Annotated in this window: 11 protein-coding genes; 6 read left to right on the top strand and 5 right to left on the bottom strand. The window is 59.0% G+C overall.

All coding sequences use genetic code 11. From position 1 onward, the window contains the following. Positions 1-10: 10 nt before the first annotated feature. Both pgl and edd read right to left on the bottom strand, forming a co-directional pair. Positions 11-721, bottom strand: a complete 711-nt coding sequence (gene pgl, locus G3M63_RS17790) for a 6-phosphogluconolactonase (protein ID WP_150299229.1) — start codon at positions 719-721, stop codon at positions 11-13. Further along, positions 718-2,553 carry a phosphogluconate dehydratase gene (gene edd, locus G3M63_RS17795; RefSeq protein WP_150299230.1) on the bottom strand — a complete coding sequence of 612 codons (1,836 nt, stop codon included), beginning with the start codon at positions 2,551-2,553 and terminating at the stop codon, positions 718-720. The genes pgl and edd overlap by 4 nt, the downstream gene beginning before the upstream one ends. A 264-nt stretch (positions 2,554-2,817) precedes the next feature. Here edd and pyk point away from each other — a divergent pair, with 264 nt between their 5' ends. Beyond that, positions 2,818-4,269 (top strand): pyruvate kinase, encoded by a 1,452-nt coding sequence (gene pyk, locus G3M63_RS17800; protein WP_163983968.1) that lies wholly within the window; start codon positions 2,818-2,820, stop codon positions 4,267-4,269. 1,080 nt (positions 4,270-5,349) lie between these two features. Here pyk and G3M63_RS17805 read toward each other — a convergent pair. Then, positions 5,350-6,870 (bottom strand): fumarate hydratase, encoded by a 1,521-nt coding sequence (locus G3M63_RS17805; RefSeq protein ID WP_150299232.1) that lies wholly within the window; start codon positions 6,868-6,870, stop codon positions 5,350-5,352. Positions 6,871-7,129: 259 nt separating this feature from the next. On the opposite strand from G3M63_RS17805, the gene G3M63_RS17810 reads away from it, so the two are divergent. The 3 genes from G3M63_RS17810 to G3M63_RS17820 are packed head-to-tail and all read left to right on the top strand — an operon-like array spanning position 7,130 to position 9,967. Further along, positions 7,130-8,260 carry a GGDEF domain-containing protein gene (locus G3M63_RS17810; protein WP_150299233.1) on the top strand — a complete coding sequence of 377 codons (1,131 nt, stop codon included), beginning with the start codon at positions 7,130-7,132 and terminating at the stop codon, positions 8,258-8,260. Then, positions 8,253-9,179 (top strand): 2Fe-2S iron-sulfur cluster-binding protein, encoded by a 927-nt coding sequence (locus G3M63_RS17815; RefSeq protein ID WP_163983969.1) that lies wholly within the window; start codon positions 8,253-8,255, stop codon positions 9,177-9,179. Before G3M63_RS17810 ends, G3M63_RS17815 begins: the two co-directional genes overlap by 8 nt. A 17-nt stretch (positions 9,180-9,196) precedes the next feature. Beyond that, positions 9,197-9,967: an enoyl-CoA hydratase gene (locus tag G3M63_RS17820; RefSeq protein ID WP_150299235.1), complete on the top strand. Its 771-nt coding sequence runs from the start codon at positions 9,197-9,199 to the stop codon at positions 9,965-9,967. Positions 9,968-10,007: 40 nt separating this feature from the next. Here G3M63_RS17820 and G3M63_RS17825 read toward each other — a convergent pair whose 3' ends face one another. Continuing rightward, positions 10,008-11,165 (bottom strand): phosphatidylserine/phosphatidylglycerophosphate/cardiolipin synthase family protein, encoded by a 1,158-nt coding sequence (locus G3M63_RS17825; protein WP_163983970.1) that lies wholly within the window; start codon positions 11,163-11,165, stop codon positions 10,008-10,010. A gap of 16 nt (positions 11,166-11,181) precedes the next feature. Beyond that, positions 11,182-11,502: a hypothetical protein gene (locus G3M63_RS17830; RefSeq protein WP_371923479.1), complete on the bottom strand. Its 321-nt coding sequence runs from the start codon at positions 11,500-11,502 to the stop codon at positions 11,182-11,184. Positions 11,503-11,533: 31 nt separating this feature from the next. On the opposite strand from G3M63_RS17830, the gene G3M63_RS17835 reads away from it, so the two are divergent. After that, on the top strand, positions 11,534-11,842 hold the full coding sequence (locus G3M63_RS17835) for a DUF1153 domain-containing protein (RefSeq protein WP_163983971.1): 309 nt from the start codon (positions 11,534-11,536) through the stop codon (positions 11,840-11,842). Between the two features lie 11 nt (positions 11,843-11,853). Then, positions 11,854-12,666, top strand: coding sequence for an IS3 family transposase (locus G3M63_RS17840; protein WP_163983972.1), 813 nt, complete (start codon positions 11,854-11,856; stop codon positions 12,664-12,666). Positions 12,667-12,669 lie beyond the last annotated feature (3 nt).

A 12,669-nucleotide genomic window follows, 5' to 3' on the forward strand; every position in this document is an offset into this window, starting at 1 on the left:
AAATGTCCTGTCAGCCCTCGGGGCTGTAATAAATGTCCATAGGCGGTTCTAGAAACGCCGCAATCGGTCGCTCCGCGGGGGATGCGGAAAAGGCTTCGGTCAGTGCTTGACGCTTCTGCGGTCCGTTGATTTGAAGCAGGCGAATCGTTGCCTGGTTCAACGCCTTGCCCGTCATGGTAATCCGCGGCAGACGCTCCTCGTTGCCCGGTATGGCGCGACAGAATACCGGAGCCTCCTCGGACACGCTCGTCTCCAGGCCATCGATGCCGGGAAACAGCGAGGCGGTATGTCCGTCAGTGCCCATACCCAGAACCAATACATCAAGCGGCAACAGTGACTGCAGGAGCGTGTCGAACTCAGCGGCGTCCTGTTCCGGACTTTGCCCGCGATACATCGGCTCCCAGCGCGCCAACTGCATTGCGTCTTTCAGACAGCGGCAAACCATCCCGCCATTGCTGTCCGGGTGGTCTTGCGGAACCCAGCGCTCATCGGCGAGCGTTATGATGACTTTTTGCCAGTCCAGTTCCATCCGGTTGAGGCAAGCCAGCACCGGTTCAGGGCTTCGCCCGCCGGATAATGCCAGCACCGCCCGCCCGTTGCGCTCGATTGCCTCGCTTAAAGCTGTGGCGATACGCGTCGCCAAGCGCTCTGCATGCTCGTCGATCGACTGCGCTTCATCCAGACCCAGGCCACGTTGCGGTGCCAATTGTTGCAGTGTCATAGACTCCTCTCCTCGTCCGCTTCACGCAGGCTTGCGGTGAAACTGCTGCCGCCCTCCTCCGCCGAACTGACAGCATGGCGCATGAATGCAAACATTTCCCGCCCCCAGCCGCGGCGAATCGGCTCGGCCTGACTAACGGGTTGGCGGCCGGCCCAGACAGCCTCATCTACTACAACGTCCAGCGTGCCCGCGCCTGCGTCAAGGGTGACCTGATCTCCGTCGCGCAATAGAGCCAATGGGCCACCGTCGCGCGCTTCGGGACACACATGAATAACCGCGGGGACCTTGCCCGACGCACCAGACATGCGGCCGTCAGTCACCAACGCCACCTTGAAGCCCCGATCCTGCAATACGCCCAGATAGGGCGTGAGCTTGTGCAGCTCGGGCATACCATTCGCCGCCGGACCCTGAAAACGCAACACAGCGACAAGGTCGTGCTCGAGCTCATTGGCCTGAAAAGCGGCGACAAAAGCTTCCTGGCTTTCGAAGATGCGACAGGGCGCACTCACATACCAATGCTCCTCGGCGACCGCAGAGACCTTGATAACACCGCGACCAAGCCTCCCTTGTACCAACCGCAGGCCTCCATCCCTGGAAAACGGCTCGCGCCAGCCACGCAGAATACTCTGGTCCAGACTATCGGCTGGTCCGGCCCGCCAGGTCAGTTTGCCGTCGAGCAGCGCAGGCTCCTGGGTATAACGTTCGAGTCCCGGTCCCGCCACGGTCTGCACATCGGTGTGCAATAGTCCCGCGCCGATCAGCTGGCTGAACAGGAAAGCCGTGCCACCGGCAGCCTGGAAATGGTTGATATCAGCCTGGCCATTCGGGTAGATCTTTGCCAGCCCGGGCACCACTTCGGACAAGCTGGCCATATCGTCCCAATTAAGCTTGAGCCCCGCCGCCTGACCGATCGCAACCAGATGCAAGGTCAGGTTGGTTGATCCGCCTGTGGCCAGCAGCATCACCACAGCATTGATCAACGCACGTTCGTCAACAATGGAAGCCAGCGCCCCTTCCCCGCTGCGCGCCAGGCGCGCGGCCTGTTCTGCTGCATACACAGTGAGCGCGTCGCGCAAAGGCGTGCCCGGATTAACAAAGGAGGCGCCAGGCAATTGCAGCCCCATCGCTTCCAGCAACATCTGATTGGTATTGGCAGTGCCGTAAAAGGTACAGGTGCCCGGCGAATGGTAAGACTGCGTTTCGGCTTCCAGCAGCTCTTCCCGGCCGATCAGCCCTTCGGCGTAGCGCTGACGCACCGCGGCCTTTTCCTTGTTGGGCAGCCCGGAGGGCATAGGGCCGGCCGGAACGAACAGAATCGGCAAATGCCCAAAGCGCAGCGCCCCCATCAATAGACCAGGAACGATCTTGTCGCAGATGCCCAGACACAAGCCGCCGTCGAACATGTTGTGTGACAGCGCGACGGTCGTCGCCATGGCAATCACATCCCGGCTGTGCAGCGACAGCTCCATCCCGGGCTCGCCCTGGGTAACGCCATCACACATCGCCGGCACACCGCCGGCAACCTGACCGGTCGCACCAAAGGCGCGCAATGCCTCACGCAACAATGACGGATAGGTCTCATAGGGCTGGTGCGCCGACAGCATGTCGTTATAGGCGGTAACGATGCCAACATTGACCTCGTCCATCATCCGCAACCGGTCCTTGTCGGAAGAGGAACAGGCAGCCATACCATGGGCCAGATTGCCACACGACAGGTGCCGCCGGCCGCGCGGCAATGCGGCTGCATCAGCCATCTGCTGCAGATAGCCCTGGCGCGATTGCCGGCTGCGTTCGCGCAGGCGCTCGGTCACTTCGATAACACGTGGGTGCATCTGCCCTCCCCTTCGCAGTGCGCTTCTTTAGTATCATAGCGCTCTATAACGCTCTGGACCGCGCACACTGACTAGACTATAGCTTCGATTAGTTCGCCAATTTACCGCCATTGTAAGCCTCCGGGCAGCGGGCCAGTGATAATTCATCCGGGGTGAAACGCATGAATGCCACATCATGATGCTTTACTCCTCAAATCCGATTACAACACTGCCTGTCGGGTAACGGCCCATAAAGCGCCTCCATATCTTCATAGGAAACCAAACATGAGTATTCGCCGTACCAAGATCGTCGCAACCCTGGGTCCTGCCAGTAGCACAGCTGAGTGCATCGCTGCGTTAATTGACGCGGGAATGAATGTCGCACGCATGAACTTCTCCCACGGCACTGCAGATGAGCATCGCCAGCGAGCGCGTCTGGTACGGGAGATGGCTGCCCAGAAAGGCCTGCACGTTGCGCTGATGGGCGACCTGCAGGGCCCGAAAATCCGCATCGCGCGCTTCGTCGATGGCAAGATCCACCTCGCCATAGGCGATAAATTCCGCCTGAGCACCTCGCATCCACTGGACGATGGTACGTCCGAGGTCGTCGGCATTGACTACCCACAGCTGGTTGAAGACTGTCGCACAGGCGATGAGCTACTGCTGGATGATGGTCGCGTGGTATTGCATGTGGACCAGGTAACGACAGACGAGGTCCGCTGTACAGTCACCGCTGGCGGCCCGCTCTCCAACCACAAGGGTATCAATCGACGCGGGGGCGGTTTATCGGCTGCAGCCCTGACCGACAAGGACCGCAACGACATCCTCATCGCGTCCGAACTGGAAATGGAATACGTGGCGGTATCCTTCCCACGCGACGCCGCCGATATGCATCTGGCGCGCCGCCTGCTGAAGGAGGCAGGCTCTTCTGCCTGGCTGATCGCCAAGATCGAGCGCGCCGAAGCGGTAGCCGATGAAGCAGCATTGGATGGCTTGATCGAAGCCAGTGACGGCGTGATGGTTGCACGCGGCGATCTGGGTGTAGAAATCGGCGATGCCGAACTGGTCGGCATTCAGAAAACCATCATCAGTCGCGCCCGCCGCCAGAACAAGGTGGTGATCACTGCGACCCAGATGATGGAATCGATGATCAGCAGCCCGCTGCCGACACGTGCAGAGGTGTCCGACGTAGCCAACGCTGCCCTCGACTACACCGACGCCGTGATGCTCTCCGCCGAGTCCGCTGCCGGCAGCTTTCCGATCGAAGCCGTTCAGGCTATGGCAAGGGTATGCGTCGGCGCCGAAAAGCACCCCACCAGCCAGTCATCCAGTCACCGCCTGCACCAGAGCTTCGAACGCTGTGACGAGACCATTGCGCTGGCTGCGATGTATGCGGGCAACCACTTCCCTGGCGTCACCGCCATCATCAGCCTGACCGAGAGTGGCCACACACCACTGATCATGTCGCGTATCCGCTCGCATCTGCCGATCTTCGCGCTGTCGCCTAACGCCCAAACGCTGGGCAAGGTCGCCATGTTCCGCGGCGTGCAGAGCATCGAATTCAACCCGCTATCCATGGACTCACGGGAAGTAAACCAGGCCGCCGTCGACAAGCTACTGTCCCTCGGGCATGTCCAACAGGGCGACTGGGTGATACTGACCAAAGGCGACGTCTATAACTCGAAGGGCGGCACCAATTCGTTGAAGCTACTGCATGTTGGAGAGTCATTGGTATAACGCAGCGGGCCTGAATGCCCGAGCCAACCCAGCCTGGGGGTGTAGCGCGCCTGCGCTACGCCACGATTTGGCTGGTTCCATAATTAAGTCAGTTGGACGCAATCAGAACCCTGTGATCTGACCAAGCGTCCATTGGGATGCGATTGGGATCAGCTGCCGCGAGCCGACAGGGCTGCGCCGACACGCTGCAAGTACGTCCCTGTAAGCTCGTCGATGACATCCATGTCATCGCACGGTCGGCTCAGCCCTGTCGCCTCGCTTCGCATAAATATTGGAGTTGCCTGATAGGATACGCCGGCCCCGGTTTTAATCTCTGCATCACACCGATGCGCGATCAAGCCCGCCGGCTGTCAGGCTGGCGCAAGTGTCGAAAACAGGGATGTTTTCGTCAAGCCCCCAGGGATGGGTTCACGGCGTCTTGCGCAAGCCTGATAGCCGGTGGGCGACCGGCTCCGGTCATGTCGACCGTAGCAACCACTCGCTCGCAAAACCATCTCAAGCAGTTCGTTGGGCTGGCTTCCGGAGTCAGCTGTCGCGAGGCGGCAGCGCTGCGCCGACACGCTGCAAGTACGTCCCTGTAAGCTCGTCGATGACATCCCTGTCATCGCACGGTCGGCTCAACCCTGTCGCCCCGCTTCGCATGAAGATTTGTGTTACCTGAAAGCACACCCCAAAACAGGTTTGCACTCCGCATCACGCCGATGCTCGACCGAGCCCGCCGGCTATCAGGGCGGCGCAAGTGTCGAAAACAGGGATGTTTTCGTCAAGCCCCCAGGGACGGGTTCACGGCGTCTTGCGCAAGCCTGATAGCTGGCGGGCGCTGCTCCGGCAAATCCCCGCCGGGGGAATCATTCCTTGCTCCGCTAGTTGGAAACAAAAAACAAATCCCCCCTAGCCTCCCTTTTTCAAAGAGGGGGATGGATTTGTGCTGCGTCTGATCTGTGCGTATTTGAGTACATGGCTGCTGCGAGCCGCGCGTTTCTGATAACCCGGCCGCTAATGCCCTGACAAGCAAGCCAAACAAAAAACCCCGAGACGCTGGCGCGCTCGGGGCTTTCAGTACAGCAAACAAACCGGGACTTAGATCTCTACCGCCAGGCTGTCAGCGATCTTCTTCTGCCAGATCGCCGGACCGGTGATGTGTACTGACTCACCGTTGGTATCGACTGCTACTGTCACCGGCATGTCCTTGACTTCGAACTCGTAGATCGCCTCCATACCCATTTCCGGGAAAGCCAGGACTTCAGCTTTTTTGATCGCCTGGGCAACCAGGTAAGCCGCGCCGCCGACCGCCATCAGATACACCGCCTTGTGATCCTTGATAGCCTCGATCGCAATCGGACCACGCTCGGATTTACCGATCATGCCCAGCAAACCAGTCTGCTCCAGGATCTGACGGGTGAACTTGTCCATGCGTGTAGCGGTAGTCGGGCCGGCCGGTCCGACGACTTCTTCACGCACAGGATCCACCGGTCCGACGTAATAGATGAAGCGCCCTTTCAGATCGACCGGCAGCTGTTCACCGTTATTGAGCATCTCGACCATACGTTTGTGAGCAGCATCGCGGCCGGTAAGCATCTTGCCGGACAGCAGCACAGTCTCGCCGGTTTTCCAGGTCAGCACGTCTTCCGGCGTCAGGGTATCCAGATTGACCCGGCGCACGCCGGTGCCGACTTCCCAGGTGATGTCCGGATACGCATCCATCGGAGGCGGAGTCAGCTCGGCCGCACCGCTGCCATCCAGCACAAAGTGTGCGTGACGGGTCGCTGCACAGTTCGGAATCATACACACCGGCAGGCTGGCTGCGTGGGTCGGATAATCCATGATCTTGATATCGAGAACCGTGGTCAGACCGCCGAGGCCCTGTGCACCAATGCCCAGTGCGTTGACCTTGTCCATGATCTCCAGGCGCAGCTCCTCGACCCGATTCTGCGGTCCGCGTGCGCGTAGCTCATGGATATCGATGGGATCCATCAGGGATTCCTTGGCCATCACCGCAGCCTTTTCTGCGGTACCGCCAATACCGATCCCGAGCATGCCCGGCGGACACCAGCCTGCGCCCATGGTGGGTACGGTTTTAACTACCCAGTCGACGATCGAATCGGACGGGTTGAGCATGACCATCTTCGACTTGTTTTCCGAGCCGCCGCCCTTGGCCGCAACGTGGAACTCAACTGTGTCGCCGGGCACCATCTGGTAATGGATCACCGCAGGTGTGTTATCCCGGGTGTTGGTGCGCTTGCCGGCGGGATCAGCCAGAATCGATGCACGCAGCACGTTCTCGGGCAGATTGTAGGCCTGACGCACGCCCTCGTTGATCATGTCATCGAGGCTCATGGTGGCACCGTCCCAACGTACATTCATGCCGATCTTGACGAAGACCGTGACGATGCCGGTGTCCTGACAGATCGGACGATGGCCTGTGGCGCACATACGGGAGTTGATCAGGATCTGGGCCATGGCATCACGCGCGGCCGGGGACTCCTCCCGCAAGTAGGCCTCATGCACGGCCTGGATGAAATCCACGGGGTGGTAGTAGGAGATATATTGCAGCGCGTCAGCCACGCTTTGAATCAGATCATCTTGCTTGATTACGGCCATGCTCGGACAGGCTCCTCTATTGGCTGCTGGCTCGGCGCTGACCTACGGAGAGGGCAGGACTGCCAGATTCTCGGACAAAGCGGCGGCGGGGGCGAAAGGCCCTTGCCTGAAAAGAGGCACGCAGTATACCTGAGCAGCGCACCCGCGGCAGAGGTCTTGTAATGGTTGCCCCGGGAATGAGACAAAAGGCTATGCAAAGCCAACCTGGAGCGCTAAATTGGCGCCAATAGGCCATCACATAAAAAAGGACAGGCTTGCCGTGACCGGAACGGATTCCGCAGACAGAGAAGCCAAAGCCCAAGCGCTGCGTCTACAGCGCTTCTATCTGGCGCAGACCAACTATCTCATCGCTTACGTACTGGTTGTCGTCGCCTGGCTTTCCGGTGAGTACACCGGTAACAGCGTGACATTCGTCAGCCATTTCGTGGTCGCCATTGCTATTCAGGCCTGCTTTTTGTTCCTTCTAAGAAGCGGTTTCAACAAGCACTTTAAGGACCCGAGCCTGGCGGGTATCCAGATAGTCACTGGCACGGTGCTGGTGACTTACTTGATGATCTTTCTCGGCGACTTGCGCGGCAGCATGCTCATGCTATACCCGATGGGCCTGATATTCGGCATCTTCCAACTGAGCCCACGCGCCTATCTTCTGCATTCCATTTTCGCCCTCTGTTGCTACGCTGCAGTGATTGGAGTGGAATTCCATTTCCATCTATCCGAACGCGATCTGACACTCCAGTTGATCGAGTGGGCGGCGCTCGCATGCTTCCTTGGCTGGCTTTGTGTATTCGCAGGATACGTTCGTAAGCTCAAAGAGCAGTTGCAACATCGCCACAGTACACTAAGGCTCCATCAGGAAACTCTGAAGGGAATGATGGGTCAACTTCAAGACCTGGCCGCCACTGACAGCCTGACCGGCCTGGCCAACCGGCGCCATTTCATCGACGAGTCCCGCCGACGCATCCAGTTGCTGGGACCCGGCAAAACGCTGGGGATTGCTTTGGTGGACCTGGATCATTTCAAGCGCATCAACGACAACTATGGCCATGCTGCTGGCGATGAAGTGCTCCTGGGATTTGCCCGGGTAGCTGCGGAGAACCTGCGTGGTGGTGATCTGGTTGCCCGATTCGGTGGCGAGGAGTTCGTTCTGCTTCTGAATAACAGCGACATGGTCAGTTTGCAGCACTGTCTGGACCGCATCCGTAATGCCTTTTCCCGAACCGAGTTCCCCTGCTTGCCCGAAGGTACCTTCTGCACGCTATCGGCCGGTTTGACCCTGATACACCCCGGCGATGAGCTGGATGCCTGTATAAGCGAGGCAGACCAGGCGCTGTACCACGCCAAAAATACCGGCCGCAACCGGTGCGAAGTCTTCGACCCGGCTCATGCCTGAACTAAGGCTGGGCAACCTGACCCTGCATGCCGGGCATGGCGAAAACCTGCTCGACAAGCTGCTTGCCGAAGGCCAGACCGTTCCCTGGTCATGCCGCGGCGGGTATTGCCATACCTGTCTGGTTCAGGCCCAACCAGGTCAGGCGCCAGCTGAAGCGTGCCATACGCTCACAGCAGAACAACGCGAGGCTGGATGGCTGCTTAGCTGCCAGTGTCCGGTTGTGCAGGATATGGACCTGCGGTTGCACGATCCGACATGCGATGATCTTGGCGCCGACGTCGTCTCCGTCATGCATGTTGATAACGTCCTGATTCTCCGCATCGCACCTGAACGACCTTTGCGGTTTCTGCCGGGGCAACATCTTGCCCTGTGGCTCAATTCTCAGCTCGGCCGACCCTATTCGATTGCCAGCCTGCCGGGCGAACCCTGGCTGGAGTTTCATATCCGCCTGCATGCATCGGGTACATTCAGCCGCGCCGCAGCGGACCTCAAGGTTGACGACAGGCTGTTCCTCGGCGCCGCGACGGGCACATTGCAATACGATGCAGACTGGCAGGATCGACCGCTTCTGTTGTTGGCTGCAGGCACCGGGCTGGCACCGCTTCAGGCGATTCTGCGGCATGCTCTGGAGCGGGGACATGCAGCGCCAATCGAATTATGGCACTGGTCAACAGGCGACTGTTATATCGCCAAACGCCTTGAAGAACTTGCCGACCGGCACCCCTTATTGACCATCAGACTCCAGCGTCGAGCCACCATGGCCGACGACATCAGGCAGCTGCGTATTGCCTCGCGCAGGACCATGGCGCTAATCTGCGGCGACCCAGGTTTTGTCGAGCAGCTACGTAAACCGCTGTTTTTTGCCGGTTTGCCCGGGCGCCAAGTGCTCGATGAAGCCTTTCACAGTCGCCCTCAATAACACGCCAAGGAGCCAACGTGACTGACCAGCTGCTCATCGACCATAGTGATGCGGTACTGACCATCACCATGAACCGCCCCGAAAAAAAGAACGCACTCAGTCGTGAAATGTACGCCGGTATGGCCGAGGCCATTCGCGAGGCACAGGATGACAGCAGCTTGCGCGCCGTGATCATTCAGGGCAGCGAAGAATGCTTCACCAGTGGCAATGACATCAGCGACTTTGTGAACGTAGCACCGGGAGGCAAAGGCAGCCCGGTATATGACTTTCTCAAGACCATCTGCAATGCGGATAAACCCCTGATCGCTGCGGTGAACGGCCCCGCCGTCGGCATTGGCACGACCATGCTGCTGCATTGCGATATGGTATACGTTGCTGACGACGCGATGCTGACGATGCCCTTCGTTAATCTGGGGCTCTGTCCTGAAGCGGCCTCGAGCTTTCTCCTTCCCCGCCTGATCGGGCACCTGCGCGCTGCGGAAATGCTATTGCTCGGGCAGGCGATCACTGGCCAGCGTGCTGCTGATATGGGATTGGCTAACTATGCGTTTGGCACCGGTGCTGATGTACTGGACGCAGCCCGCACCGCCGCACTGCGCATCGCCGATTTGCCGCCAGGATCAGTGCGCCTGACGAAACAGCTGCTCAAGCAGGGTATCAGGGAAACTGCCTGTGAAATCATGGACAAGGAAGGCGAGCATTTCGCCAGCCTGCTCCAGGGGCCCGAAGCCCGGGAAGCCTTGTCGGCCTTTCTCGAGAAGCGCAAGCCGACCTACCCGGTCGCCTAGTCTGGCATCCCCTGCAGCCCGCTACGACGGGCTGCCTTGCTCAACCTTTGATGCTGAACCAGAGCATGATCGCGCGGTTGATCGATCCCCAGAGAAAGATCTTCATCCTGTGCAACCGCGGCAGATCGCGCCATTCCTCCCGCGTCCATTCCCGGCTCATGGCAAAATCCGTCTCGAAGCTTTGAGTGATCGCGCGGTTCAGCCCTGAATCGACCAGATTCAGGTTAGCCTCCAGATTCCAGTGCAGCGTCCAGTGATCAAAATTACATGAGCCGAGGCTGGCCCAGTCATCCACCAGCACGGTTTTAAGATGCAGAAACCGCGGTTGATATTCGTAGATGCGAATGCCGGATTTGAGTAGCTTCTGGTAAAACCGCTGCCCAGCATAACGGATCGCAGGATGATCGTGCATACCGCCACCCAATAACAAGCGTACGTCAACTCCCCGCCGCGCTGCTCGCATCAGCGCCCGACGGACTCGCCAACTCGGAAGAAAATAAGGCGTAGCCAGCCAGACAAGCCTGCGCGAACGGGAAATGGTCGCGAATAACGCCTGAACCGTCTCGCGATGTTCCTGCGAATCGGTGTAGGACAGTCTGGCATAGCCATCACCCGATGCTGGCGATGGGGGCACCGATACCCGCTGACGGCGTGGCGGCAACAGTCTTAACCGCTTGGCTGACGCGGTCCATTGACGCTCGAACAGATCGAGGCAATCGGCAACCACCGGGCCTCGCACTATCAACATCTGCTCATGCCATTGGGAGTAGCCCTTTTCGCCAGGCTGACAGAATTCATCGGTAAATCCGGTGCCCCCGATGAATAGCTGCTGCTCATCGATAATCAGCAGCTTGCGATGATCGCGGTGAAAGTTGCCCTTGCCGCCGAACAGACTGATCGGGTTATAGAAGCGCAGCGCAACACCACCGGCCAGCAACCGTTCACGGTCCTCGTCATGCATGCCATGGCTGCCCAGACCATCGAGCAGACAACGCACTTTAACGCCGCGCGCTACTGCATCGATCAGAGTCTCGGTAACGCGGCTGCTACTTTCACCGGAACTGACCAGATACAGCTCGATATCAATGGCGTGGCGAGCGAGCTGCATAGCTTCAATGATGCGTGGAAAAAACACCTCGCCATCTATCAGCAACTCGAACTGGTTATTTTGCCTCCATGGGTAAATCGGTGCGGGCATGGTGCTCCCTTGGCCGTTACGGAATGCGATAGTCCTCCTGATCGAGCAGATCCAGACCGCATTGCAGCTGGCTGATCCAATCAAGAAACGCCTTGATCATAGCAGGTCCGACAAAGGGTCGGCCGTGCTGCGGAACGATCATTTCAGGCTGTAGCGAGCGGATCATGTTGGCCCACAAACGGCACGCCTTGTTGCCAGCCATATAACGTCGATGGAAGCCTTCCATACTCGACACATGCGCGAGGAAGTCGCTCACCGGCTCGGCGTCATCCAGCATAGAAGCGCCCATGTCGCCAGAGAAGAGTATCCTGTAATGACCCAGTGAAAACCTGCACATGCTAAAGTCGCTTCAGAAATTGGAGTGAAGCATGACGCAAGAACCCGACATCAAGCGCTGGACAGCCAAACGCAAAGCGGAGCTGATCAAGCAGATCTACCGAGGGCAGACTACAGTGCCCGAGGCTGCGCGCCACTACGATCTCACCCAGCAGGAGGTCGAGAAGTGGATGGACGATGCCGAAGCCGGGATGGAAAACGCCCTTAAGGCCAATCCCAAGGATATCGCCGAGCAGTATGAAACCCAGCTGCGCGAACTCCGGGAAGCCTATGGCGAGGCCATGCTGGAGCTCAAGTTCCGAAAAAAGTTGCAGCGCCATCTCGACTCGACCGACGATTGATCGATCAGGTCATGGCCGAGATGGCTACCCAAGGCTATGTCGTGACGGTGGTGCAGGCCTGCCGCTGGGCCGGTGTGTCCCGCCGCAGTTATTACTATCGGCCTACCAAAGCCAAACCCAGGGTCAATGAGCACTTGGCGGCGCGGGTAAAGCGGGTGATCAACGATCTGCCGTATGCTGGCTACCGTACCGTTGCCTGGCTGTTGGGTGAGAACAAGAACACCATCCAGCGCCTGTTCCAGATCAAGGGCTGGCAGGTGCGCAAGCGCCGCAGTGGAGCCCGCCCCCGGGTGCAGGCATTACCTTCGGTGGCCTCGCGCCCGAATGAGCGCTGGGCAACAGACATTGCACGTGTCTGGTGTGGTCCGGTTCACCGCTGGTGCGCCCTGACCATCGTTATGGACTGCCATACCCGAGAGGCACTTGGCTGGCGGTTGAGCCCCAGCGGCAACGCCAAGGCAGCTGAAGCAGCACTGGAGGAGGCGCTCATTACCCGGTACGGCACGCTGGGCAGGGCTCAGGATCCGATCACGCTGCGTAGTGACAACGGCCTGGTATTTACCTCTCGGCATTACACTCGGACGGTGTACCAATACGGTCTGAAACAGGAGTTCATCCGTCCCCACACCCCGCAGCAGAACGGGATGGTTGAGCGACTGATCCGAACTGTGAAAGAGCAGTGTCTCTGGCTTCATAACTTCCAGACACTGGATGAAGCCAGGCAAACCTTGAGGGCGTGGTTCAAGTACTACAACGAGCAGCGCCCTCATCAGGCACTGGGGATGAAAACACCCAGTACGATTTACCAACAATTAGCGGCTTGAGTG

Origin of the sequence: Pseudomonas sp. OIL-1, assembly GCF_010669185.1 — a bacterium.
Classification (GTDB): domain Bacteria; phylum Pseudomonadota; class Gammaproteobacteria; order Pseudomonadales; family Pseudomonadaceae; genus Halopseudomonas; species Halopseudomonas profundi.